At 66.9% G+C, this 25,311-nt stretch carries 23 protein-coding genes; 11 read left to right on the top strand and 12 right to left on the bottom strand.

The window, feature by feature from the left end:
• Both QZM35_RS34790 and QZM35_RS34785 read right to left on the bottom strand, forming a co-directional pair.
• On the bottom strand, positions 1-623 hold a 623-nt coding region (locus QZM35_RS34790; RefSeq protein ID WP_301777617.1), incomplete at its 3' end, for an ABC transporter ATP-binding protein.
• A gap of 11 nt (positions 624-634) precedes the next feature.
• The gene (locus QZM35_RS34785; protein WP_301777616.1) at positions 635-1,759 is read right to left on the bottom strand and encodes a polyamine ABC transporter substrate-binding protein; all 1,125 of its coding nucleotides are present in this window, start codon (positions 1,757-1,759) and stop codon (positions 635-637) included.
• 242 nt (positions 1,760-2,001) lie between these two features.
• On the opposite strand from QZM35_RS34785, the gene QZM35_RS34780 reads away from it, so the two are divergent.
• The 3 genes from QZM35_RS34780 to QZM35_RS34770 all read left to right on the top strand — a co-directional run bounded on the left by QZM35_RS34780 (position 2,002) and on the right by QZM35_RS34770 (position 4,925).
• Positions 2,002-2,835 (top strand): LuxR C-terminal-related transcriptional regulator, encoded by an 834-nt coding sequence (locus QZM35_RS34780; protein WP_089429999.1) that lies wholly within the window; start codon positions 2,002-2,004, stop codon positions 2,833-2,835.
• Between the two features lie 152 nt (positions 2,836-2,987).
• On the top strand, positions 2,988-4,160 hold the full coding sequence (locus QZM35_RS34775) for a porin (RefSeq protein ID WP_301777615.1): 1,173 nt from the start codon (positions 2,988-2,990) through the stop codon (positions 4,158-4,160).
• Between the two features lie 120 nt (positions 4,161-4,280).
• On the top strand, positions 4,281-4,925 hold the full coding sequence (locus QZM35_RS34770; protein ID WP_301777614.1) for a glutathione S-transferase family protein: 645 nt from the start codon (positions 4,281-4,283) through the stop codon (positions 4,923-4,925).
• A gap of 39 nt (positions 4,926-4,964) precedes the next feature.
• Here QZM35_RS34770 and QZM35_RS34765 read toward each other — a convergent pair whose 3' ends face one another.
• The 4 genes from QZM35_RS34765 to QZM35_RS34750 form a co-directional block, all read right to left on the bottom strand.
• Complete coding sequence (locus QZM35_RS34765) at positions 4,965-5,477, bottom strand: hypothetical protein (RefSeq protein ID WP_301777613.1); 513 nt, start codon at positions 5,475-5,477, stop codon at positions 4,965-4,967.
• Positions 5,478-5,691: 214 nt separating this feature from the next.
• On the bottom strand, positions 5,692-6,147 hold the full coding sequence (locus QZM35_RS34760; RefSeq protein WP_301777612.1) for a sodium:proline symporter: 456 nt from the start codon (positions 6,145-6,147) through the stop codon (positions 5,692-5,694).
• Between the two features lie 118 nt (positions 6,148-6,265).
• The gene (locus QZM35_RS34755; RefSeq protein ID WP_089430004.1) at positions 6,266-6,934 is read right to left on the bottom strand and encodes a nitroreductase; all 669 of its coding nucleotides are present in this window, start codon (positions 6,932-6,934) and stop codon (positions 6,266-6,268) included.
• A 184-nt stretch (positions 6,935-7,118) separates the two neighbouring features.
• Complete coding sequence (locus QZM35_RS34750) at positions 7,119-8,105, bottom strand: LysR substrate-binding domain-containing protein (RefSeq protein ID WP_301777611.1); 987 nt, start codon at positions 8,103-8,105, stop codon at positions 7,119-7,121.
• 57 nt (positions 8,106-8,162) lie between these two features.
• On the opposite strand from QZM35_RS34750, the gene QZM35_RS34745 reads away from it, so the two are divergent.
• From QZM35_RS34745 to QZM35_RS34735, 3 genes are all read left to right on the top strand, one after another.
• Positions 8,163-9,062 carry a DMT family transporter gene (locus QZM35_RS34745; RefSeq protein WP_089430006.1) on the top strand — a complete coding sequence of 300 codons (900 nt, stop codon included), beginning with the start codon at positions 8,163-8,165 and terminating at the stop codon, positions 9,060-9,062.
• Between the two features lie 640 nt (positions 9,063-9,702).
• Positions 9,703-10,857, top strand: a complete 1,155-nt coding sequence (locus QZM35_RS34740; RefSeq protein WP_301777610.1) for a branched-chain amino acid ABC transporter substrate-binding protein — start codon at positions 9,703-9,705, stop codon at positions 10,855-10,857.
• Positions 10,858-10,944: 87 nt separating this feature from the next.
• Positions 10,945-11,247, top strand: a complete 303-nt coding sequence (locus QZM35_RS34735; protein ID WP_089430008.1) for a DNA-binding protein — start codon at positions 10,945-10,947, stop codon at positions 11,245-11,247.
• A 94-nt stretch (positions 11,248-11,341) separates the two neighbouring features.
• On the opposite strand, the gene QZM35_RS34730 is transcribed toward QZM35_RS34735, so the two are convergent.
• Complete coding sequence (locus tag QZM35_RS34730; RefSeq protein WP_301777609.1) at positions 11,342-14,401, bottom strand: FAD-binding and (Fe-S)-binding domain-containing protein; 3,060 nt, start codon at positions 14,399-14,401, stop codon at positions 11,342-11,344.
• Between the two features lie 152 nt (positions 14,402-14,553).
• On the opposite strand from QZM35_RS34730, the gene QZM35_RS34725 reads away from it, so the two are divergent.
• On the top strand, positions 14,554-15,450 hold the full coding sequence (locus QZM35_RS34725) for a LysR substrate-binding domain-containing protein (protein WP_089430010.1): 897 nt from the start codon (positions 14,554-14,556) through the stop codon (positions 15,448-15,450).
• A 22-nt stretch (positions 15,451-15,472) separates the two neighbouring features.
• Here the strand turns inward: QZM35_RS34725 and QZM35_RS34720 are convergent, their stop codons facing one another.
• Positions 15,473-16,324 carry a LysR substrate-binding domain-containing protein gene (locus tag QZM35_RS34720; protein ID WP_039364498.1) on the bottom strand — a complete coding sequence of 284 codons (852 nt, stop codon included), beginning with the start codon at positions 16,322-16,324 and terminating at the stop codon, positions 15,473-15,475.
• Between the two features lie 110 nt (positions 16,325-16,434).
• Here QZM35_RS34720 and QZM35_RS34715 point away from each other — a divergent pair, with 110 nt between their 5' ends.
• Positions 16,435-17,082: a LysE family translocator gene (locus QZM35_RS34715; protein WP_089430011.1), complete on the top strand. Its 648-nt coding sequence runs from the start codon at positions 16,435-16,437 to the stop codon at positions 17,080-17,082.
• A gap of 97 nt (positions 17,083-17,179) precedes the next feature.
• On the opposite strand, the gene QZM35_RS34710 is transcribed toward QZM35_RS34715, so the two are convergent.
• From QZM35_RS34710 to msuE, 4 genes are all read right to left on the bottom strand, one after another.
• The gene (locus QZM35_RS34710) at positions 17,180-18,628 is read right to left on the bottom strand and encodes an APC family permease (RefSeq protein WP_301777608.1); all 1,449 of its coding nucleotides are present in this window, start codon (positions 18,626-18,628) and stop codon (positions 17,180-17,182) included.
• Positions 18,629-18,745: 117 nt separating this feature from the next.
• Complete coding sequence (locus tag QZM35_RS34705; RefSeq protein WP_089430158.1) at positions 18,746-19,981, bottom strand: SfnB family sulfur acquisition oxidoreductase; 1,236 nt, start codon at positions 19,979-19,981, stop codon at positions 18,746-18,748.
• A 174-nt stretch (positions 19,982-20,155) separates the two neighbouring features.
• On the bottom strand, positions 20,156-21,259 hold the full coding sequence (sfnG, locus tag QZM35_RS34700) for a dimethylsulfone monooxygenase SfnG (RefSeq protein WP_089430013.1): 1,104 nt from the start codon (positions 21,257-21,259) through the stop codon (positions 20,156-20,158).
• 36 nt (positions 21,260-21,295) lie between these two features.
• Positions 21,296-21,856, bottom strand: a complete 561-nt coding sequence (gene msuE / locus QZM35_RS34695; protein WP_069250299.1) for an FMN reductase — start codon at positions 21,854-21,856, stop codon at positions 21,296-21,298.
• A gap of 263 nt (positions 21,857-22,119) precedes the next feature.
• Here msuE and QZM35_RS34690 point away from each other — a divergent pair, with 263 nt between their 5' ends.
• From QZM35_RS34690 to QZM35_RS34680, 3 genes are read left to right on the top strand one after another with little or no spacing between them, the layout of a single operon-like run.
• Positions 22,120-22,431, top strand: a complete 312-nt coding sequence (locus QZM35_RS34690; protein ID WP_301777607.1) for a hypothetical protein — start codon at positions 22,120-22,122, stop codon at positions 22,429-22,431.
• A 35-nt stretch (positions 22,432-22,466) separates the two neighbouring features.
• A complete protein-coding gene (locus QZM35_RS34685) occupies positions 22,467-23,699 on the top strand; it encodes an acyl-CoA dehydrogenase family protein (RefSeq protein ID WP_254600313.1) in 1,233 nt (410 codons plus the stop codon).
• Entirely contained in the window at positions 23,696-24,796 is a 1,101-nt protein-coding gene (locus QZM35_RS34680; protein WP_301777606.1) for a sigma-54-dependent Fis family transcriptional regulator, read from the top strand. The genes QZM35_RS34685 and QZM35_RS34680 overlap by 4 nt, the downstream gene beginning before the upstream one ends.
• Positions 24,797-25,311 lie beyond the last annotated feature (515 nt).

Here is a 25,311-nt window from a genome sequence, read left to right as displayed (position 1 = left end):
GCCTCTTCCTGGTCGTGCGTGACCATCACGCAGGTCACGTCGACCTTCTCGATGATGTTCACGAGTTCGAGCTGGGTTTTCTGGCGGATCTTCTTGTCGAGCGCGGACATCGGCTCGTCGAGCAGCAAGAGCTTCGGGCGCTTGACGAGCGAGCGGGCCAGCGCGACGCGCTGCTGCTGGCCGCCGGAGAGCTGGTGCGGCTTGCGCTGCGCGTACTTGCTCATCTGCACGAGCGCAAGCGCATCGGTCACGCGCGCCTTGATCTCGTGCTTCGGCGTGCCTTCCTGCTTCAGGCCGAACGCGACGTTCGATTCGACCGTCATGTGCGGGAACAGCGCGTACGACTGGAACATCATGTTCACCGGGCGGCGGTACGGCGGCAGCGACGCGAGGTCCTCGCCGTCGACGAAGATCTTGCCGGAGGTGGCCGTCTCGAGCCCGGCGAGCATGCGCAGCAACGTCGACTTGCCGCAGCCCGAGCTGCCGAGCAGCGCGAACAGCTCGTTCTTCGCGATCGTCAGGTTCACGTTGTCGACGGCGGTGCTGTCGCCGAACTTCTTCACGACGTTTTCGATGCGCACGAAGGCGTCCGCAACCGATGGGGCAGGGAACGTATGGATCATCGTCGTCTCCCTCAACCGCCCGACTTCAGCTGCAGCCACAGACGGTTCTGCATCCGCGCGATGTCGGCGCTGCGCGGCATCGCGAGCGACGCCTTCGCGATCGTCGCGTCGGACAGGTAAATGCCCGGGTCCTGCACGATCGCCGGTGTCACGAACGGGCGCGCGGCCTTGTTGGCGCTCGGGTAGTAGATCTCGTTCGTGATCGCCGCGTTGGTCTTCGGGTCCTCGATGTAGTTGATCCACTTCAGCGCGGCTTCCGGATGCGGCGCATCCTTCGGGATCGCCATCACGTCGAACCACAGCAGGCCGCCTTCTTTCGGATTCACATAGCGGATCTCGTACGAGCGCTTGGCGTCCAGCGTGCGCCGCCGCGCGATACCGACGTCGCCCGACCAGCCGAGCACGACGCACACGTCGTTGTTCGCGAGGTCGTCCGCATAGCCGGCCGAGCTGAACTGCGTGACGTACGGGCGGATCTTCTTCAGCACATCGTAGGCCGCCTGGTAGTCGGCCGGGTTCTTGCTCTCCGGGTCCTTTCCCATGTACTGCAGCGCCGCCGCGAACGCGGCGTCCGGCGCGTCGAGCAGCGAGATGCCGCAGCCCTTCAGCTTCGCCGCGTTCGCCGGGTCGAACAGCAGCGCCCAGCTGTCAGTCGGTGCGTTGTCGCCGAGCCGCTTCCTGACCGCCTCGACGTTGTAGCCGATCCCCGTCGTGCCCCATGCCCACGGCACGCCGTACTGGTTGCCCGGGTCGGCCTTCGCGACCATCTTCATCAGCAACGGGTCGAGGTTCGCGAGATTCGGCAGCTTCGACTTGTCGAGCTTCTGGTACACGCCGGCCTGGATCTGCTGCGCGAGATAGTTCGACGTCGGCACCACGATGTCGTAGCCCGAGCTGCCCGCAAGCAGCTTGGTCTGCAGCGTATCGTCGCTGTCGTAGCTGTCGTAGCGCACCTTGATGCCCGACTGCTTCTCGAAGACGGGGACCGTGTCCTTCGCGACGTACTCCGACCAGTTGTACACGTTCAGGTGGGTGTCGTCGGCATGGGCGCACAGGCTGGCCGCGACGGCCAGCGCCGCCGACGTGACGTGCGCGGCGCGCAACGTCGCCGGTTGACGACGGATACGGATACGCATGGGGATTCTCCTTGTGATGGGGATCGGCCGTTGCGCCCGGTCCGGGTCCGGACTCGCGTCAACGCCGTCGAGCGGTGTTCAGCACAAGGGTCAATGTAGAGATCACGGCCGGCAGCGTCAGTCCCGAAAACCGGGACAAACGGCGACGTCGATTTCCCCCGTTTGGGTAGATTCCCGCGTAGGCAGTCGAAAATATTCGTGATACCTGTAGCGCCACTTGAAAATCTTCGATACACGACGCCATGAGCGCTGCGCTGCCCGCCCCCGATCTCCCGCTGAGCCACGTCGCGTTCGTGACCGAAACGCTGGGCGACATCGCGCAAGCTGTCGGCACGCCGCAGTTCATGCGCGCCGTCTACGACACGCTCGTGCGCTACGTCGATTTCGACGCCGTGCATCTCGACTACGAGCGCAGTGCGTCTTCCGGCCGGCGCAGCGTCGGCTGGATCGGCAGCTTCGGCCGCGAGCCCGAGCTGGTCGCGCAGGTGATGCGCCACTACTACCGCAGCTACGCGAGCGACGATGCAACGTACGCGGCGATCGAAACCGAAAACGACGTGCAGTTGCTGCAGGTGTCCGCGCAGCGTGTGGCGAGCGAGCTGCGGCATCTGTTCTTCGATGCCGGCGACATTCACGACGAATGCGTGATCGCGGGCGTGACGGGCGGCACGCGCTACTCGATCTCGATCGCGCGATCGCGGCGGCTGCCGCCGTTTTTGCTGAAGGAGCTGAGCCTGCTGAAGCAGCTTTCGCAGGTCGTGCTGCCGCTGGCGTCCGCGCACAAGCGCCTGCTCGGCGCGATCTCCGCCGACGACGCACCGCGTGACGAACTCGATCTCGACCTCGTCGCGCAATGGCTGCCCGAATGGCAGGAACGGTTGACCGCGCGCGAGATGCACGTGTGCACGTCGTTCATCCAGGGCATGACGTCGGCGGCCATCGCGCAATCGATGGGGCTCAAGACCTCCACCGTCGACACCTACGCGAAGCGCGCCTTCGCGAAGCTCGGCGTCGATTCGCGCCGGCAACTGATGACGCTCGTTCTGAGAAACGCGTCGCGGCGGCACGACGCATAGCATCCCCGCGTGCCGGCCGCCGGCAGGTTGCGCGCGCACCCATCTCCGCGCCACCTCATAACGATCCGACAATTTATTGGTTCCCTCGACGATGCGCCGTCCGTATCGTTCACCGATTCGTCAGACCAATCGACCAACGGGGGAATCCAACAATGAAACAGATCCGTTCATTCGCACTGCTCGCACTGCCGGCCGCGCTCTTTGCCGCCGGCGCTCACGCGCAAAGCAGCGTCACGCTGTACGGTATCGCCGATGCGGGCATCGCGTACGTGCACAACGCGCAGAACGCGAACGGCAGCAACGCGTCGAGCCTCGTCAAGTTCAGCAGCGGCAACCTGTCGGGCAGCCGCTGGGGGCTGCGCGGCACCGAGGATCTCGGCGGCGGCCTGGCCGCGCTGTTCCAGCTCGAGAACGGCTTCAACATCGGCACGGGCGCGCTCGGCCAGGGCTCGCGCGAATTCGGCCGCAAGGCCGTCGTCGGCCTCGCGAGCAGCACGTACGGCACCGTCACGCTCGGCCGCCAGTACGATCCGGTCGTCGATCTCGTGCAGGGCCTCACGCAGGACAACTACTTCGGCGGCGTGTTCGCGACGCCGGGCGACCTCGACAACTACGACAACAGCCTGCGCGTCAGCAACTCGGTGAAATACACGAGCCCGCTGATCTCGGGCTTCCAGTTCGAAGGCCTGTACGGCTTCGGCGGCGTGGCGGGCGCCACCGGCAGCGGCCGCACGTACAGCTTCGGCGCAAGCTACGCGAACGGCCCGCTGTCGCTCGGCGCCGGCTTCTTCTATGCGAACGGCGGCTCCACCGTCGCGAACGGCGTGCGCACGTGGTCGAGCAGCTCGGACACGCTGTTCAACACCGTGATCAACCAGGGCTTCTCGAGCGCGAAGTCGATCCAGATCGTGCGCGTGGCCGGCCAGTACGTGGCCGGGCCCGCCACCTTCGGCCTCGCGTATTCGAACACGCAGTACGGCGCGGACACGCTGTCGGCGTTCACCCAGAACGCGAAGTTCAACAACGGCTCGGCGTTCTTCAACTGGCAGTTCTCGCCGGCGCTGCGCGCGGGCGTTGGCTACAACTACACGTCGCTGACGGGGCCGAGTTCCGCGCACTACAACCAGGTCAACCTCGGCGCGGACTACGCGCTGTCGAAACGCACCGACCTGTATGCACTGTTCGGCTACCAGAAGGCGAGCGGCAACACGCTCAACGCGAACGGCGCGGTCGTGAAGGCCGCCGCGTCGGTCGGCTCGTACGGCGTGAACTCCGGCACCGATACCCAGGAACTCGCGATCGTCGGGATTCGCCACAAGTTCTGATCGCGTCGCCGCACGGCAACGACGACGACCTCGACGACAGCCGGCAGGCGCGCACCGCGGTGCGCGCCTGTGGCGTTTACACTGTCGCGATCCCGTTCCGCACGACACAAGGAGGCCGGCATGCTGACCGTATGGGGACGCCGCAATGCATTCAACGTCCAGAAGGTGATGTGGCTCGTCGACGAGCTCGCGCTTGCGCATCGGCACGTGCCGGCCGGCGGGCAGTTCAGCGTACTCGACACGCCCGCGTTTCTCGCAATGAACCCGCACGGACGCATACCCGTGATCGACGATGGCGGCACGTTCGTCTGGGAATCGCACAGCATCCTGCGCTACCTCGCCGCGCGTTACGGACGCCCCGGCTTCTGGCACGACGACCCCGCCGAACAGTCGCGCGCCGACCGCTGGATGGACTGGTCGCAAACCACGTTGCAGCCGACGTTCCTGAACGGCGTGTTCCGGGGCTACTTCCGGACGCCGCCCGAACAGCGCGACACGGTGCGCGTCGAGCAAAGCATCGCGCAGTGCGCGCAGCACTTCCAGGCGCTCGACGCGGCGCTGGCCGCGCAGCCGTTTCTCGCGGGCGACACGCTCACGCTCGCCGACATCGCGGCCGGCACGCACCTGTATCGCTACTTCGAACTCGACATCGCACGACCGGACATCCCGCACGTGCAAGCGTGGTACGAGCGGCTGAAAGCGCGGCCCGCGTATCGCACGCACGTGATGATTCCGTTCGACGACCTGCGCGGGCGGCTCGATTAGCAGGGGTACGGCGGCAGCGAGTCCGGCCGCAAACACCGCCTAATGTCGCCGCATTCCACCGAATCCGCTCACCCCGCCGAACTGATGCATGCCGCCGAATCCGTGGCCGACGGTGCCGGCCGGAAACGCACCGTGGTGAAAACCGGCACCGATCGGCACGCCGACGCGGTGATGGTCCACCCCGTTGAAGTGGACGACGTGATCGAAGTGGTGGAAATGATGGAAGCGGTGGAAGCGATCGATGAACACGAAGCCCACACCTGCGCCGATGAAAAGCGGCGGCCCCCAGTACCCCAGGTCCGCATACGGATAGTCCGCTGCCGGATACCATAAAACACTACCATCGGCGCTCTGCACGAACTGCCATGTGCCATCGTCCTGCAGGCACGCACGCCCGACGATTTGCTGCTCGGTGCCGTCGATGTTCGCTCGCGCGACGACCGCCCGGCAGTTCGTCGTCTCGTCCGCCAGATCGTCGTACGTTTGCGCAAAGACCGCCGCGGAACAGCCGAGACAGACGATACCTATCCCGTATCGAAACCAGTTGCACATGATCGGCTCCTGCCTGATTGCCCCCGACCACTCGATCGCAGGGGCGGCTGACGGCGCCCGGCAGATCGGATTGCTCGCGCACGATTCATCATGCGGTGCTCACGCGCCGCCGCATCGTGCAGGGTCTCCTGCCGGCTAAACGATGCAGCGCGCGGGCTTATTCCAGGGGTCTGGTGCGAATGATCGACGCGGGAACCGTCGATTGGCGCCCGGCCTAGCGCCTGGCGCAGCGGTAGGCCGCCGCTGCCGTGATCCCGAATACCAGATGGGCCACGAGTGTGATCGCGCCACGAACCGGAATGAACCACGGGAAGATCGCGGTGAACGCGTACAGGTTGACGCCGTACAGAATGAGGCCGAACCCACCGCCCACGAAGAGCGAGGCCGCGAGCGACAGGTTGCGAATCGCCTTCGCCAGCACGGCCGCATAGACCAGCGACAGCACCATATGCACGAGGGTCGCCACCGCCATGACGAGCGGATCGAAGCCGGCGGACGCGCCGAGCACGCCGCGCCCCATCACGATGGCTGCCGTGAGGCGTGTGTCGCGCAGCAGGTTCCCGATCGCGTCGTCGCCGACGATCGGCCAGAGCAGCAGCTCGATGACGGTCGAACCGACCGCCGCACCGAACGCTGCCCAGAGAACCGGGACGACACTGGCTCGTTTCAATTGACGCTCCCGTCGCAACCGGCCGATGCATCGAAGCGACTTGCACCCCACCCGCTCCGGCGCCGGCCGCACAGCGCGTGCCGGTGAACCGGAACCCGAACCGGGCAGCCACGCAAAATTACGACGCTCCTTCGCAATCCGACCAGTAAGCGAAAGGATCGCGATGTTTCGGATAGTTCTCGTCCAGCCATTTCAGCAACGTCGCCCGCGCGTTGTCCATGTCGGCTTTCAGCGACGAGGTCGTCAGTTCGTGCACTTCGATGGACTTTTCGCGATCGATCACGAAGCAGTTCCAGTCGGGACCGTCGAGATCCGGATCGTCGGACGCCTTCGACGACTTGCCCCAGCCCAATCCCTTGCGTGCGTCGATGTAGTACCGCGGATGCACTTTCAGATACGACATTTCGCCGCCCTGCAGGCTGCTCTCCGCGCGCAGCACGTCGTGTCCGTCGACGATTTGCGTGACTTCCGGCAGCCGGCGCGCTCGCCAACCGACGGGCAGCGTCGCGATGGCCTTGACGCTGTCGTACATCCCCCACTCCAGCCCCCATGCTTCGGCCATGCGCTTCATGAACGCGTTCGCATTCGGATAGCCGCGCAACTGGATCCGGGTCGACAGCGTGACCTCGATACCGCCGCGGCCGCCCGTGCCGGCGGATGCATCGTCCGCGCTCGCCTCGAACGGATTGCCAGGACGCGACGCGCGCGTCGCATCCGTGGGCGCCATGCCCGAAAACAGCTGGTCGAGCGCGGCACGCGCTTTCGACGACTTGTCCGGCTTGTTCATTGTTGACCTCGCTTGCATCCGCACGGATGCATCCCTTTTCGAATCTCGTTCATCTCTCCACCTCATCGTTTTTCGCGGTCGCATTGTCGTCGATCCGGCGGCCCGAGCCTAGTGCCGCGTATCGCACAACGCTTTTTCGCTGCCACAGCTACCGTGGCGGGCCGACACGATACCCTAGCCAGGGCTAGCCGCCTGCCCCCACCGCCGCCCGCATCCGCTCCATCAACGCCAGCACCTCAGGCCGATTCTCCCCCTTCGCATGCACGAAGTAATACCTGAGCACCGAATCGACTTCGTGCGGGCTCACGCGCACGAGTTCGCTGCGCTTGAGATAGGCGTCGGCGAGCGGTACCCGCGCCAGCGCCACGCCGAGCCCGGCCTCGGCGGCGGCCAGCACGAGGTTGTAATCCTCGAAACGGCGATCCTGCGCGCGCGGCTTGAACGGCACGCCCAATGCATCGAACCACGTGCGCCAGCCGGTCACGTCGGAATCGTGCAGCAACGGCATGTCGAGCAACGCGGCATCGCCGCGCCGGCGGCGCGCCTTCGACAGTTGCGCGGCAAGCCGCGGATGCGCGACCGGATAGAGCCGTTCCGGCATGAACGCACGGGTGTCGAGCTGACGCCAGTTGCCGCGCCCGTACCGGATCGACAGGTCTGCTTCGCCGCCGGCGATATCCACGTTGCGCAGATCGATGCCGAGTTCGATCCGCAATGCGGGCGCCTCGCTCTCGAGTGCATGCTGGCGCTCGAGCAGCCAGAGCTGCGCGAAGGCCGGCACCACGCTCATCCTGACCAGCCGCGGCGTACGCGGCGAGCGCCACTGATCGGCCGCACTGTCGATGATCGCGAACGCCTGCTCGATCCGGCCGACGAAGCGCTGGCCGTCCGGCGTCAGGCGCACGCCGCGCGCATGACGTTCGAACAACCGCAGGCCGAGCCAGTTTTCGACAGCGGCCACCCGCCGGCTGATCGCGCCGTGCGTCACGCCGGAGACATCCGCCGCGGCCAGGAACGAACCCTCGCGCGCGACCGTGCACACCGTCTCGAGACTCGCGAGCGGCGGCCGCGAACCCGGCGCCGGCGCTGCGGCGGGCGACGACGCCGGCGCGCGCTTCGAGCGGGTTGAAGCGCCGGCCGGCCGCCGGCTCGAGCTGTGAATCATCGTCATATCTGCGTGCTGATCTGTGCGCTAGCTTAACATCTTGCCACGCCGCATCATGGTCGCATGAACACGCTCTCCACCCCGTCGTCGCGCACTGCGCGGCAGCCGCTGATCGCGGCCGGCGCGGTCGCCTTCACGATCGTCTCGTGGGCGTCCGCTTTCCCGTTCATCCGGATCGGCCTGCATGGCCTGACGCCGCTGCAGCTCGCGGCGGCGCGCTTCGCCACCGCAGCCGTGCTGATCGTCGCGTGGCTCGCGGTGCGGCGGCCGCGCGTGCCGACCCGCGGCGACGCGCTACGCTTCCTGTTGTGCGGCTTTCTCGGCATCGCGCTCTACAACGCGCTGCTCAATACCGGCGAGCAAACCGTCTCGGCCGGCGCGGCGAGCTTCATCGTGAACACGCTGCCGATCTTCACGGCGCTGCTGGCCGCCGTGTTTCTCGGCGAGCGCTTCAATCGCTGGGGCTGGCTCGGCTCGCTGGTCAGCCTCGCCGGTATCGCGGTGATCGCACGCGGGCAGCCGGGCGGCCTCGTCCTCGGTGCGGGCAGCACGCTGATTCTCGGCGCGGCCCTGTGTTCGGCCAGCTACTTCGTGCTGCAGCGGCGGCTGATTCCGGTGTACGGCGCGCTGGCCTGCACCGCGTACACGCTGCTGGCCGGCGCGCTGCTGCTCACGCCGTGGCTGCCGGGCGCGCTCGTGGCGCTGGGCAGCGGGTCGCGCGACACCGCGCTGGCCGTGCTGATGCTCGGCATCTTCCCCGCCGCGCTGGGTTACGCGACCTGGACCTTTGCACTCGGCTACTTCGGCGCGGCGCGCGCCGCCAACTTCCTCTACCTGACGCCGGCGGTCGCGACGGTCCTGTCGATGGCGCTGACCGGCGAGCGACCCGGCATCGAGACGGTGTGCGGCGGCTTGCTGGCGATTGCCGGCGTGATCTTCGTGGCGTTGCGCGGACGTTCGTAGGATCGCAGCCGAAGCGGGCCGGCTCGATCGGCCAGGCGATCCGCAAGCGAGCCGGTCGGGGCGAACCCCGGAATTTGCAAAGCTGAATGCGTGGTGCAGGCTGTCGCCCCGCGCCAGTTCACCGATGCTGCCGGGCTCGACCGTTAGTTGCATTAAAACGAGGGTATCGATCGCGATGAAGCATGGCCCCGCAACCGGATGCGCAATCGAAATCGTCCAAACTGTGCAGACAAATCGACCGAACAGTTCCGGATTGACCGTGCGTCAGTGTCCATGGCTTCGTCCCGGCCGCCGGCCGAATAATGGATGCGGCCGTAAGGCCGTCGACAGCGAATTGCAGCCCGTGGCCTGCCGCGGTGCACGATTTCCGGCATCCGGCGCCTTCGAATGTCGGGCGCCGGCCGTGCTGAGAACGCCCCGCTACGCGATTCGCTGCAGCGCGCAAAATCGGCTTCATATATATTCATACGAATTGCACCGTTTCAGGGCCCCGATTCGCCCGCTCACCCGGGCGGCACGTCGCGGGGAGGACGCGATGCAGTGAAGCCCATGATGGGTATGGAGACTCGTCCGATCGCCCCGACCTCGCCGTCGGCCGGTCGAGACGCCAATAGAAAGACATTCAATTCGGAGATGGCAGATGGAACGAAGCACTGTCGGCATGCGCTGCAAACCCCTGATCACCGTCGCACTGGCTGCCGCCGCATTCGCGGCCGCGTCGACCGCGATGGCCGACCAGGTCGTCAAGATCGGCAGCGTCGAACCGACGACGGGCGGCATCTCGCACCTCGGCAAGGACAACGAGAACGGTGCGCGCCTCGCGGTCGAGGAAATCAATGCGAAGGGCCTCACGATCGGCGGCAAGAAGATCACGCTGCAACTCGATGCACAGGATGACGCGGCCGACCCGCGCCAGGCCACCCAGGTCGCGCAGAAGCTCGTCGACGACAGGGTCGTCGCCGTCATCGGCCACCTGAACTCGGGCACGTCGATCCCGGCGTCGAAGATCTACAGCGACGCGGGCATCGTGCAGATCTCGCCGTCGGCCACGAACCCGACCTACACGCAGCAAGGCTTCAAGACGACCTACCGCGTCGTCGCGACCGACGCGCAGCAAGGCCCGGCGCTCGCGAGCTACGCGCAGTCGAAGGGCGTGAAGAGCGTCGCGGTGATCGACGATTCGACCGCGTACGGCCAGGGCCTCGCGAACGAGTTCGAGAAGAAGGCGAAGGCGCTCGGCCTGAAGGTGCTGTCGCACGACGCGACCAACGACAAGGCGGTCGACTTCCGCGCGATCCTGACGAAGGTCAAGGGCGAGAACCCGGACGCGATCATGTACGGCGGCATGGACGCCACCGGCGGCCCGCTCGCGAAGCAGGCGAAGCAGCTCGGCCTGCGCGCGAAGATCCTGTCCGGCGACGGCGTGTGCACCGACTCGCTGGCCGAGCTGGCCGGCCCGGCGGCCGACAACGTGCTGTGCTCGCAGGCCGGCGCTGCGCTCGAGAAGATGCCGGGCGGCGCGGACTTCCTCGCGAAGTACCAGAAGCGCTTCAACCAGGGCATCAAGTTCGATGCGCCGTTCGCGTATGACGCGGTCTACATCGCGGTCGACGCGATGAAGCGCGCGAACTCGACCGACCCGGCGAAGATCCTCGCGGCGATGCCGGCGACGAAGTACGAAGGCGTGATCGGCACGACGACGTTCGATTCGAAGGGCGACCTGACGCACGGGATCATCTCGATCTACGGCTACAAGAGCGGCAAGAAGACCTTCCTCGACCAGGTGAAGATGTAACCCGCCGCGGCGCCGGTGCGACGGGAACGCCACCCGTCGGCGCCGGCGCCGCGCGGGCCGAATTCTGATTCACGGAGACGAAGCATCATGTGCGCAATGGCGTATGCGGAATTTCAACAGGAGTTGAAGAAGGCACAGCTGACGGCGCGCGAGTTCGCCCGCCTGATCCGGATGAACGAAAGCTCGATCACGAACTATTCGAGCAAGGGCACGGTTCCTTCCCACCTCGCGGTCATCGCGAAACTGATCGGCACGATGGCGGCGCACGAGATCGATTTCCGGCGCGTGATCCGGCAGATGCGGATCGAGCCGAAACGGCCGCGCGGCGGCGGTGCGTTTCCTGCGGTGGAAAAACCACGTTCCAGAAAAACGGCGAAAGCCGACGCCTGAGCACAGGCATGCGTCGACGACGGCACGGGGCTTGCCGCTCGACGCTGAATCGAATGTCATCTCACGGGCAACGCGACACGCGACGCCCGCCCCATCACCCCACCGCCCGCATGTGATCGAGCAGCGCCTGCAACGGATGGCGCACCTGCTTCGACGACATCCGCTTCACCTGGCTGCGGCACGAATAGCCGGTCGCCAGCGCCTCGCCTTCGTCCTCCGGCCCGTCCACGTGTGACGCCCACGACTGCGCATAGATCGTCTTCGACGTCGCGAGATTGCGCGCCTCGTGCCCGTAGGTACCCGACATCCCGCAGCACCCGGTCGACTCGACCTTCAACCGCAGCCCGTACCGCGCGAATACCTGGGCCCATTGCTTGCCGCTGTCGGGCGCATTGGTCTTCTCGGTGCAGTGCGGCAGTAACCGGTACGACGTGGGCACGCCGCCGACACCGTCGCCAGTACCAGCCTCCGGCAACGCCTGCAGCAACCACTCCTGCGGTAGCGCAACTTTCGGCACATCGGTGAGCCCCGTCACCTTCAGGTACTCCTGCCGATACGTGAGCGTCATCGCCGGATCGAGGCCGACCAGCGCGACACCCGAGCGCGCCAGCGCGGCCAGCTGCGTCGCATTGCGAATCGCCGCCTGCTCGAACGCGCGCAGGAAGCCCTGCACGTGCAGCGCCTTGCCGTTCGGCGCGAGCGGCGCGAGCCACACCTGGAAGCCCATGCGCGCCGCCAGCTCGATCAGCGTCGCCAGTTGCTCGGTATCGAAATAGCGCGTGAAGGTGTCCTGCACGATGACGACGCTGCGTGCGCGCTGCGCATCGCTCAGTGCGGCAAGCGCCTGCGGATCGGCCGGCTTCACGCGCCATTGACGGATCACGGCCGCGAGATCGAAGCGGCTCAGCAGCGGGCTGTCGACCATGCCGACGTGCCGCTCCAGCACCGTGCGCACCCATCCCGAGCGCATCAGCCCGTTGTACAGCGCGGGCACCCGCGCCATCCACGGCATCGTGAATTCGAGCGAACCGATCAGGTAGTCGCGCAGCGGCCGCAGGTAGCGCTGGTGATACAGCTCGAGAAAACGCGAGCGAAACTCCGGCACGTTCACCTTCACCGGGCACTGCCCCGCGCACGACTTGCACGCGAGGCATCCGGCCATCGCGTCGTACACCTGGTGCGAGAAATCGGCTTCGCCGTTGCGCGCCGCGCGGCTGTTGCGCCAGCGCGTGGCAAGGCCGCCCAGGAACGGCTGCCGCGCACGCGCCGCCGCGACGACGTCGACGCCGGCCTGCCCTTGCAGGCGCAACCATTCGCGCATCAGCGACGCCCGCCCCTTCGGCGATTGCACGCGTTCGCGCGTCGCCTTCCACGACGGGCACATCGCGTCGTCCGGATCGAAGTTGTAGCACGCGCCATTGCCGTTGCAGTGCATCGCGGTGCCGTAGCTCTGCCACACGCGCTCGTCGATCTGCCGGTCGTGGTCGCCGCGCGTCGGCACTTCGTCGATCTTCAGCAGCCGCATCGTGTTTTCCGGCGGCGTCGCGATCTTGCCCGGGTTGAACTGGTTGTGCGGATCGAACGCGGCCTTCAGTTGCTGCAGCGACGGATACAGCTCGCCGAAGAATGCCGGCGCATATTCGGAGCGCACGCCCTTGCCGTGCTCGCCCCACAACAGGCCGCCGTGGCGCTGCGTGAGCTCGGCCACCGCATCCGATACGGGCCGTACCAGCGCCGCCTGCTTCGGGTCCTTCATGTCGAGCGCCGGCCGCACGTGCAGCACACCGGCATCGACGTGCCCGAACATCCCGTATTGCAGCCCGTGGCCGTCGAGCAGCGCGCGGAATTCGGCGATGTACGCGGCGAGGTTCTCGGGCGGCACCGCAGTGTCCTCGACGAACGGCTGCGGGCGCGCCTCGCCCTGCACGTTGCCGAGCAGGCCCACCGCGCGCTTGCGCATCGCATACACGCGCTTCACCGCGTCGTCGCCGGCCGCGAGCGTGTGCCCCAGGCGCTCCACGCTCGCATCGGTGCGCAGATGGTCGACGAACGCGCGCACGCGTGCATCGACGTCCTCCGCATCGTCGCCGCTGAATTCGATCAGGTTGATGCCGAGCGTCGGCCGGGCGTCGTCCTGCGGGAAATACTCGGCCACGCTGCTCCACACGAAGTCCTTCATCGCCAGCATCAGCACCTTCGAGTCGACCGTCTCGATCGACAGCGGCTGGTGCGCGAGCAGCGCACGGGCATCGCGCAACGCGTCCATGAAGCCCGCATAGCGCACGTTGACCAGCACCGAGTACTTCGGGATCGGCAGCACGTTGAGCTTCGCCTCGACGACGAAGCCGAGCGAGCCTTCCGCGCCGCACAGCACGCTGTTCAGGTTGAAGCGGCCGTCCGGTTCGCGCAGGTGCGCGAGGTCGTAGCCGGTCAGGCAGCGGTTGAGCTTCGGAAACTTCGCTTCGATCAGCGCCGCCTTGTCGTCGCTGATGCGCCGCGCGGTGCGGTAGACCTTGCCGATGCGGTCCTCGCGCGCGCAGCGGCGCTCGAGCTCGTCGTCCGCGAGTGCTTCGCTGTGCAGCTGCTCTCCGCCCATCAGCACGAAATCGAGCTCGAGCACGTGGTCGCGCGTCTTGCCGTACGTGCAGCTGCCCTGCCCGCTCGCGTCGGTGTTGATCATTCCGCCGACGGTCGCGCGGTTCGACGTCGACAGTTCCGGCGCGAAGAACAGCCCGTGCGGCTTCAGCGCCGCGTTGAGCTGATCCTTGACGACGCCCGCCTGCACGCGCACCCAGCGCTGCTCGACGTCGATTTCGAGGATCCGGTTCATGTTGCGCGACAGGTCGACGACCACGCCGTCGGTCAGCGACTGCCCGTTGGTGCCCGTGCCGCCGCCGCGCGCGGCCACCGCGACGTCGCGATGCGCGGGCTCGGCGAGCAGCCGTGCCAGCAGCCGGACGTCGTCCGCATGCGCGGGGCAGATCACCGCTTGCGGCAGGCGCTGGTAGATCGAGTTGTCGGTGGCCTGCACCGTCCGGTTCGCATGGTCCGCGCGGATTTCCCCGGCGAATCCGGCGGCCTGCAGCGCGGCGAGAAAATCACGGTACGCATGCGCGGGCGGGCTGGTGGGACGGGGCAACGAGGCGATCGACATGGGTAAAGGCGGCAGTGTGGGTGGAACCGGCCGGCTCGCGCGGCTGAAACATGATTTTTTAGCAAGTTTCCACGCGACCGGGAATTCCAGTATCTTTGGATACTTCGCGAGAAACAAACGAATTCTGCTCCGGCGAATATTGCATAAAACTCATGAATTACCGTCGCCTCACCCCGTCGATGTCGCTGCTGCTGGTATTCGAGGCCGCCGCGCGGCATGAAAGCTACACGCGCGCGGCCGAGGAGCTGTCGCTGAGCCAGAGCGCGATCAGCCGGCAGGTCCAGACGCTCGAGGATCAACTCGGCGTGCCGCTGTTCCGGCGCGAGGGCCGCTCGGTCAAGCTGACCGAAGTCGGGCGCCGCTACTTCACCGAGCTGAGCGGTGCGCTGGGGCGCATCCGCGGCGCGACGCTGCAGGCGATGTCCCACCAGGCGGGCGCCGGTACGCTGCGGCTCGCGACGCTGCCCACATTCGGCTCGAAATGGCTGCTGCCGCACCTGCACGATTTCTACGCCGCGCATCCGGGCGTGACCGTGCACCTCCATTCGCGGATCGGCGCCATCGATTTCCTCAACGACGACCTCGACGCGGCCATCACCGTCGGCGCGGGCGACTGGCCGGGCCTGCACGCGCACCGGCTGTACAACGAGTTCCTGATCGCGATCGCGCCGCCGGACACGGGCAGCGCGAGCCGCCGCAAGGCCGACGCACGCACGCCGGCGTGGGCCGCGAAGCAGACGCTGCTCGGCGTGACGAGCAACCAGCAGGCGTGGGCGGAATGGTTTTCGCACTATCGGCTCGACCATCGGCAGATGCGCGTCGGCCCGAGCTTCGAGCTCACGTCGCACCTGATCCAGGCGGTGCGGGCCGGGATGGGGATCGGGCTCGTGCCGAAAGTGCTGGTGGAAGACGAGCTGAGCCGCCACGAGCTCGTGTCGATCGGCGACGCGATCACCAGCCAGCGCAGCTACTACCTCGTCTACCCGCCGGGGAACGAGACGCTACCGTCACTCGTCGCGTTCCGCGAATGGCTGCTGAAGTCGTGCTGAAATGCGGCCGGCGTCGGGCCGCTCAGGTGCGCCATTCGCCGAGAATCTGCTCGGCCAGGTAGTCGCACGGCGGGCGCGCGGACTGTGCGCTGCGCGCGAGCACGACCTCCATTTCACCGAGCGGCGGCAGCCCGTGGCTTTCCGACAGCTGCACGAGATGATCGGGAATGCAGCAGCGCGCCAGCGGCGCGACCGCGAGCCCGGCCTCCACCATGCTGAGCAGGCCGAGGTGGCTCGGGCTCTCGTACGACATCCGGTACGGGATCTTCCGCCGGTTCAGCGCCTTGACCGCGTGATCGCGCGCCATGCTGCCGCCGTGCGTGAAAAAAGCCACCGGCAGCGGCCGCTCTTCCCACACATTGCGCTTCGGCGACCCGACCCAGACGAGCGGCTCGAGCCGGATCAGCTCGCCGGTCACCCCCTTGATCCGCGTGAGGCACGCGAGGTCGACCGTGTTGTCCTTCAGCATCGGCACGAGCGCGCTGCTCGGCTGGCCGATCACGCGTATTTCCACGCGCGGATGCATCGCGGCGAACTTGCCGAGCACCTGCGGCAGCAGCGACGAAATGTAATCGTCGGGCACGCCGATCGTCACGCGGCCGCGGACCTCCGGGCGCACGACCGACGCCCAGGCCTCGTCGCGCATCGCCAGCATCCGGCGGCCGTATTCGGCGAGCATCGTGCCGTCGTCGGTCGGCGTCACGTTGCGCGTGTCGCGGATGAAGAGCGGCTTGCCGAGCGCGTCTTCCAGCGCCTTGATCTGCATGCTCACCGCCGACGGCGACCGGTGCACGGCCTGCGCGCCCTGCGCGAACGATCCGGATTCCGCCACGGCCACCACCATCGCGAGCACATCGAGGTCGAGCTTTTTCATCATCTTCAGAAAAACTGATTAATCGATTCAGTTTATCCCGTTTTACTGTTCTCCTCCACGATCGGACAATGCATCCCGTCAGCCCTTACTCGTTGCAGGAATCATCAGACATGCATACGTCCGGATCGCTCTACGGATTTCTCGTCATCGGCGGCATGCTCGCGGTCACGCCCGGGCCGAACATGGTCTACGTGATGTCGCGCTCGATCGCGCAGGGACGCACCGCGGGGCTCATCTCGCTCGGCGGCGTGATGATCGGCTACCTGTTCTACATGTTCGGTGCGGCGTTCGGGATCACGACGCTGTTCATGAGCGTGCCCTACGCGGGCAGTGTTCTGGCCGTGGTCGGTGCGGCGTACCTGTTGTATCTCGCGTGGCAGGCCGTCAGGCCCGGCGGCCGCTCGCCGTTCGAGGTGCGTGCATTGCCGAGCGAGCGCCCGCTTCGTTTGCTGGCGATGGGCGCGACGACCAGCGTGCTGAACCCGAAGCTCGCGATGCTGTTCATTTCGCTGCTGCCGCAGTTCATCGACTACCGGAACGGCAGCGTGCTCGGGCAATCGCTGTTCCTCGGTTCGTTGCTGATCACCGCGTTCGCTTGCGCGAACGGGCTGGTGGCGATCTGTTCGAGCCGCATCGCGACGTTCCTGCACGGGCGCCCGACCCTGCTGCTCGCGCAGCGCTGGGCGATGGGGCTCATTCTCGGCGGGCTCGGCGTGCAGATGGTGGTCGATGCGTCAAGGATGGCGGGCATGGCGTGACGGCCGCGAGCGAACCGCTGAACTGAAACGGAAGGGGCCGGTGGGCAACATTGCCCACCGGCCGTCATGCAGGAAACCCTTCGTCGGCGCAACCCGGTCACTTCGTCAGCAGCTCCGCCTCCAGCTCGCGCAACCGTTCCGGAAACCGGACGCGCAGCACCAGGAACCACCCGAGCCCGATCGCCAGCAATGCGACGAACACATAAGGCAGCCACGCATAGACGCCCGCCGGCACCGGATACACGCTGCCGGCCAGCGGAATCGCGAGCAGCACGACCGCCACGACGCTGATCACCACATGCCGCGCACGCAGCCGGCGCTGCCGGCGCAGATAAAGCGGCGCGCCGATCGCCACCAGCACGTACGCAAGCAGCCAGCCGTACGTCGCGATCGAACTGAGATAGCCATACGAATCGAGCAGCGCGGTGCCGCGTGCGGTGAACACCAGCGCGGTCACCAGCGCCAGCACCGCGATCAGCGCCACCGCGACGTGCGGCGTCGCATTCCGCTCGTGCGCGTGGCCCGTCGATGCATGCAGCACGCCCTGCCGCCCGAACGTATAGACGATCCGCGCCGCCGCATTGATCGACGAGAAGAATGCCGCGAAGAAGCTCAACGCCACGCCCGCGTCGATCAGCACACCGACCCAGCCGGCCCCGAGCCGATGCGCGAGCACCGCGAGCGGGCCGTCGACCTGATCGAGCGGCGGCGTCTGCCCGTGGAACGCACTCACCATCCCGTATGCGCCGATCACGAACAGGATCGCCGGCCCGACGACGCTGATCAGCACCGCGCGCGGAATCGCGCGGAACGGGTCACGCGCTTCTGCGCCGAGCACGGTCGCGCTCTCGAACCCCGTGAAGCTGAAGAACGCGAGTACCATCCCGAGCTGCAACTGCGTCGGCTTCACGCCTTCCAGCGTCAGTTGCGCGCGATCGACCGGATGCCCGCCGAACGCGATCGTCCCGACCACGACGACGGCGATCAGCAGCAGCGTCGCGAGTTCGACGAACAGCGTGAAGCGCGTGGACAGCCGGATGTCGCGAAACGCGATGTACCACGCGGCGAACGCGGTGACGACCGTGAGCCCGAGCACCGCGCCGAGCGGCGTCGCACTGCCGAGCAGTCCCGTCTCGCGGCCCAGCACCAGAAACGTGTTGATCGTCCCCTGCAGGATGCCCGCGGCAGCCACCGCATAGGCGATCAGCAGCGACCAGCCGCAGATCGCGCCCCAGACCGGCCCGATGCCGGCCGACACGTACGCGTATAGCGCCCCCGGCGACGCCGAATCGCGCGCGAACACCGAGATGCTCCACGACGCGAACAGCAGCGCAACGATCGCGAACAGGTAGGCCAGCCACGTGCCGTTGCCGGCCGTCGCGAAGACGGCGGGGATCAGCACGCCGATCCCGCCCGACACGCCGACGAGGCCGATCGACTGCGCGATCAGCTCGGGCAGGCTCAGATAGTTGCGCCGCAGGCCGCCTGCCGGCGGCACGGTATTGTGCGCAGGCAATGCCTGTGCGGTGCTTGCTGGATGACTCATCGATTTACCTCGTCAGGAATGAAGCAAGGCCGCCTACGCGGCGGTGCTGGCTGCCAATGCGGCCACCGGGTTTCCTCGCCCATGTTTCGTCGCGGGAAATACGCCGGCACGACCCGGCTAGTTCCAGGAATGGCGCGCGGGCTTCACGCCGTTGAGGTAGTAGTTGCCGATCGCGTGATACTTCCAGCGCACCGGGTCGTGCAGCGTATGCACGCGCGCGTTGCGCCAGTGGCGGTCGAAGTTGTATTTCGCGAGCGTCGACTTGCTGCCGCCGAGTTCGAACAGCTTGCTCGCCGCGAGCAGCGACACCTCGGTCGTCGCGATCTTCGCCTCGCCCACCGCGATCGCGGCCTGCGCGACCGTTTCCTCGCTCGGCTCGCGTTTCGCCGCGTCGACGAAGCGCCCCGAGCGAGCGAGCAGCGCTTCGGCCGCGTGCACGCGGTACGCGATGTCGCCGATCTGCGCGACCGTCAGCGGATCCTCGCTCGCGCGTTCGACGCCGCTGTCGATCCACGGGCGCGCATGCTGCTGCACAAACGCGATCGTGTCCTGCAGCGCGGCGCGCGCAATGCCGAGGTCGATCGCGGCGGTCGTGATCTGCGCGAACGGGCCCGCGAAGGTCGGGCGGTCGTACGAACGCTGCGTGTGGAAAATTTCGAACGGGCTCACGCGCACGTTCTCGACGATCACCGTGCCGCTCGCGGTCGTGCGCTGCCCGAAGCCGCTCCAGTCGTCCACGACGGTCAGCCCGGGCGCACCCTGCTTCACGAACGCGAGCACGGCCTGCTCCGACTCGTCGAGCGCGAGCACCGGAATCCAGTGCGCGAATAGCGTGCCGGTCGAATAGAACTTGCGGCCGTTCAGCACGAACGCGTCGCCGTCGCGGCGCACACGCGTCTGGATGTCGAGCACGTTCTTGCCGCCCGCTTCCGAGAACGCGTTCCCATAGCGCGTGCCCTTCAGCACGAGATCGAAGAAGAAGCGCTTCTGCGCATCGCTGCCTTCGAGGCGGATGTCCTCGATCAGGCAATAGTGGTTCTGCGGGATCTGGCCGAGCGACGGGTCGGCCTGCGAAACGATCGCGATCACTTCCGCGAGCGTCACGTTCGACACCTCCGCGCCACCGTATTCGCGCGGCACGGTGATGCCCCACAAACCACTCGACGAGAACAGCTCGATCTCGTCGAACGGCAGCTTGCGCTCGCGGTCGCGCAACGCGGCGTGCTCGGCCAGCCGTGCCGCGACCCGGTGCGCGACGTCGAGTGCCTCGGCATCCGAGCCGATGACGGGAACGGGAGCGTGTGGGGTGCCCGCTTGCGGTTGCACGTTTTCTTCGATGAATTCCGTAGACATGTAGATTCCGGTAAAGCGCATGAACCGGCCGGCGGTGCCGCGAAGCCTCCGCCAGCCTCCTGTTTCGATATCCGAAACGTTGAACCTGGATGACCCGCAAGAGCGGCCGACGTCACCCGTTCGATCGGCCCGCGCACGGCATGCGTGAACGCGCGCCGCGCACCGGCCTCCGCGTCACGCGGCAACCGCCTGCTGCTGCGCCTCGAGTTCGCGCACGAGCGGCAGCACGCGTTGGCCGAAGTACTCGACTTCCTCGATGAAATGCAGGAACCCCGCGAGCACCAGATCGACGCCGATCGCCTTCAGCGCGACGATGCGTTCGGCGATCTGCCGCGGCGTGCCGATCAGGTTCGTCCGGAAGCCGTCGTTGTACTGCACGAGATCCTCGAACGTCGACTTCGCCCAGTTGCCCTCGCCTTCGGGCGATGCCTTGCCGGCCTGCTTCACCGCATCGCCGAACGCATGCACGGCCTCGACGTGCGCGTGCCGGATGATGTCGTCGAGCACGGCCTTCGCCTCTTCCTCGGTATCGCGCGCGATCACGAACGCGTTGACGCCGATCCGCACGCGATGATTGTTCGCGGCCGCCTTCGCGCGGATATCGTCGATCTGCGTCTTCAGGTTCTCCGGCGTATTGCCGTTCGTGAAGTACCAGTCCGACACGCTCGCCGCGTTGTCGCGCGCCGCCCGCGAGCTGCCGCCCTGGAAAATCTCCGGGTGCGGCTTCTGCACCGGCTTCGGGCTCAGCGTGTAGTCGTTGAAGCGGTAGAAGTCGCCCTTGAACGTGAAGTTGTCCTGCGTCCAGATGCCCTTCAGCGCCTGGATGAATTCCTTCGAGCGCCGATAGCGTTCGTCGTGCTCGAGCCACGGCTCGCCGATCGCGGTGAATTCGCCCTTGAACCAGCCGCTCACGACGTTGATCGCGATGCGCCCGTTCGAGATGTGGTCGATCGTCGCGAGCTGCTTCGCGACCACGGCCGGATGCCACGGCCCCGGCAGGATCGCGGCGAGCACCTTGAGCTTCGTCGTCGCATGCAGCAGCGCCTGGCTGAACGACACCGACTCGTGCTGGTATTCGGCGCCGTAGCCGGCCGTGAAGCGGATCTGGCTCAGCGCGTAGTCGAAGCCGGCCGCCTCGGCCGTGCGCGCGAGCTGCTGGTTGTATTCGAGGCTCCAGTCGGTGCGCTGCTCGATCGTGCTGACGACGAGGCCGCCGCTGACGTTCGGCACCCAGTAGGCGAACTTGACGCCGTCGGCGGAAGGGTCGGGATGGCTCATGAGTGTGTCCTGGTCGGAAGGGAAAACGCAGGCGGCCTACGCGGCCGCAACGGAAAGCGCATGCGGGCGCAATTGCGGCACCGCGCGATCGACGGCGAGCGCGATACGCGCGCGCAGCGCCGGGTTCGTGATCTGGTACTGGTCGAAATCGCTTTCGGACGCATACACGCCGATCGGCAGCGTGCGGGCCTGGAAGAAGCTGAACAGCGGACGGAGCTGATGGTCGATCACGAGCGCATGACGCTCGCTGCCGCCGGTGGCCGCGAGCAGCACGGGCACGTCGATCAGCGCTTCGTGATGCACGAGGTCGAACAGGTGCTTGAAGAGGCCCGTGTACGACGCGCGATACACGGGGCTCGCGACGACGAGCGCATCGGCCGTCTCGATCGCGCGGATCTGCGCGTCGAGGTCGGCCGGCACCTGCGCGCGCGTCAGCGCGCCGGCCAGCCGGCCACCGATCTCGCCGAGTTCGATCAGCCGTGTTTCGATCGGCAGCGCGGCGCCGAGCGCCGCGACGATCGCGTCGGTCAGCGCCAGCGTGCGCGACGGCCGCTGCAGGCCGCCCGATATCGCGACCACGTTGATTGCATTGCTCATCGGTTGCATTCCCATTGTCGAGTCGGGTGCCGACGCACCCGTCACGTCTTGGGTCAGCAAGGAGCGTGCCATTTCGATGATCGAGCGGGAAAACGATCGTCTGCATGACGAAATGCATCGCGATCGACCGCCAGTCGCGGCGCCACCGTTGTTCGCGCACGTCGATAAGCGTGCCAGCCATGGCGTCACAACCATATTCCGCAGTGCGATGAACTCGGGGAAACAACGTTGCTGATGTACTGCTGCGTGATCAGCAGCGCGGCGTGCGGCAGGCAGGTTTTTCCGCTTCGACACGGATTCCGGCAGGCGCACGGCATCCATCGGCCGGCATGGGCGCCCGCTTTCCGCGTTCACGCGCCGGCGCGACGCCTCGCATGCAGCAGCGCCGGCATGGCTGCTGCATCGTCGCTTTGCGTGCCGCCGATCGCCGTGCGGCGCGACCTTGCCGCGCGCGACTGCGTCCAGCGCAGCAATCCCGCATTGGTTATCAGAAATCGATGTTTCCCGCGTTGCGCGAAACGTTGAACACTCTGCTGATCACGCAGCACCCGGCCAGCAACGCCCGCGCGGCCTGACCGCTTTCGTGCGGCAACCCGACACATTCATCGCCATGACACCCATTTCCGTATCGCCCCGCGCGGAAGGCCTGCGCGTCGTCGCGCCGCCCCGCGACGAACCGACGCCCCCTGACGCGCTGCAAATCGCCGAGCGCCTGGCAGCCGGCTTTGCACGCACCGCGGCCGAGCGCGACCTCCAGGGCGGCACGCCAAAGGCCGAGCGCGATCAGTTGCGCGACAGCGGCCTGCTCGCGCTGAGCATCCCGTCCGCCTATGGCGGCCTCGGCGCGAGCTGGCGCACGACGCTCGACGTCGTCCGCGTGCTCGCGGCCGCCGACAGTTCGCTCGCGCACGTGTTCGGCTTCCACCACTTGATGCTCGCGACCGTGCGGCTGTTCGGCGCACCCGCGCAGTGGGAATCGTGGTTCGAGCGCACCGCGCGCCAGCAGTGGTTCTGGGGCAATGCGCTGAATCCGCTCGACGCGCGCACGGTCAGCCGCTCGCGCGGCGCATGGCATGAATTCAGCGGCCAGAAGAGTTTTTGCTCGGGAGCGCTCGATTCACAGATGCTGATCGCGTCCGCGCACGATGCGCAGACGCGCGCATTCCTGATCGCGGCCGTGCCGACGCAGCGCAGCGGCATCTCGATCGCCGACGACTGGAACAACATCGGCCAGCGCCAGACCGACAGCGGCACGGTCACGTTCGAGAAGGTGCGCGTCGAGGATCACGAACTGCTGACGGACCCCGGCCCGCTGTCGACGCCGTTCGCGTGCCTGCGCCCGCTCGTCGCGCAGCTCGTGCTGACGAACGTGTATCTCGGCATCGCCGAAGCCGCGTTCAACGACGCGCGGCACTACACGCTGCACGAGGCGCGGCCGTGGCCCGGCGCGCAGGTCGCGAGCACCGGCGACGATCCGTACATCCTCGGCCAGTACGGCGAATTCTGGGTCGGGCTCGAAGCCGCGCGCGTACTCGCCGACCGCGCGGCGGACCGGCTCGACGCCGCATGGTCGCGCGATGCGGCGCTCACCCAGGCGGAGCGCGGCCAGGTCGCGCTCGCCACGGCCGCCGCGAAGGTGTCGGCCGCGCGCACCGGGCTCGATCTCTGTACGCGGATGTTCGACGTCGCCGGCGCCCGCGCGACGCACGGCGCGCTGCGGCTCGACCGGCACTGGCGCAACCTGCGCACCCACACGCTCCACGACCCGCTCGCGTACAAGATTCGCGAGATCGGCGAATGGGCGCTCAAGCGAACCTATCCGACGCCGGGCTTCTACTCGTGAACCACACCCCTACCGATGCGTGGCCCGACGCCGCGCCCGTCCTCACGCTGCCCGACCGCCCCGCGCTCGCGACATCCATTCGTGCCCGCGCGCAGGTGTTCGTCGATCCGCGCTCGGTCGCGCTGCTCGACCGGATTCGCCTGGTCGCGCCGAGCGATGCGAACGTGCTGATCGTCGGCGAGACCGGCACCGGCAAGGAACTGATCGCGCGCCACGTGCATGGCCTCAGCCGCCGCTGCAGCGGGCCGTTCATCGCGGTGAACTGCGGCGCATTCTCCGAGACGCTCGTCGAGAGCGAACTGTTCGGTCACGAGAAAGGCGCGTTTACCGGCGCGTTCAGCGCGAAGCCCGGCTGGTTCGAAGCCGCGAACGGCGGCACGCTGTTTCTCGACGAGATAGGCGACCTGCCGCTGTCGATGCAGGTCAAGCTGCTGCGCGTGCTGCAGGAGCGCGAGGTCGTGCGGCTCGGTTCGCGCACCGGCGTGCCGATCAACGTGCGCGTGGTCGCCGCGACCAATGTGGATCTGCAGCAGGCCGTCGCGAACGGGCAGTTTCGCGGCGACCTGTTCTACCGGCTCAACGTCGTGCAACTCGCGGTGCCGACGCTGCGCGAGCGTCCGGGCGACATCCTGCCGCTCGCGCGCCACTTCTTCGACGACTACCGCAGCCGCCTCGGCTACGGGCCGCGCAGCATCGACCCGCGCGCGGAGCGCCGGCTCGAGGCACACAGCTGGCCGGGCAACATCCGCGAACTCGAGAACGTGATCCATCACGCGTTGCTCGTGAGTCGGAACGACTCGCTGCAGGAGGCCGACCTGCATATCGCGTCGCCGGGTGTGTCGCAGGCCGCCTCGAGTACGTCAGCGCCGGAATCCGACCCGGCCGCCGGTGCACAAGCCGCACTCGAACGCGCGCTGCGCGAGCTGTTCGACGAGGATCACGGCAACCTGTTCGAACGCATCGAGGACACCGTGATGCGCGTCGCGTTCGAATTCAGTCACCGCAACCAGATCCAGGCCGCACGGCTGCTCGGCATCAGCCGCAACGTGCTGCGAGCGCGGCTGATTCGCGCGAAGGAAATTGCGGCGGTGAAGTAGCCGCGTATGGGGGCGCGCTGCCGCATTCCAGCATCGCGACGAGCAACCGGGCGCGCTGCGCAGTTGCTCCGTTACTGGGCATTCGGTCGCGAATCGCGCCGAGCAGCATTTCTGGATTCTTTTGTGACCGCCTTTCCATGCGCCACCGTCTCGACGTCATTTGCATGGAAGCGATGATCACTCATAGTGCCCTAACCATTGCTACGCAAATCCGTTCGACGGCAAGACAATAATCTCCGGCGGAAAAATGAGCCCGCCGACAGGTTAATTTCCACCGCCCACTTTCGATGGCATCTGCGCAAAAGACGAGCCCCCAGGTCAGTCCATCGGCCTGCGAACCGCGCCGGCCGTGGCTCACCGCTCGCTGTCGCACGCCTGGCATATCGAGCCGCGAAACGCGACAACAATAGGCCGCAGCATTTACTTTATTTCCACGCCATACCGGATTTAGACGGCGCTGAAACAAGCGCAAGTAGTCCCTGTAAGGGTAATCGAATTACGTCGCCTTGCAATTC

Source organism: Burkholderia sp. AU45274, assembly GCF_030482505.1.
Taxonomy (GTDB): Bacteria; Pseudomonadota; Gammaproteobacteria; order Burkholderiales; family Burkholderiaceae; genus Burkholderia.
The sequence above is the reverse complement of the archived record's forward strand: the minus strand, read 5'-3'. Positions and strand labels throughout refer to the sequence as shown.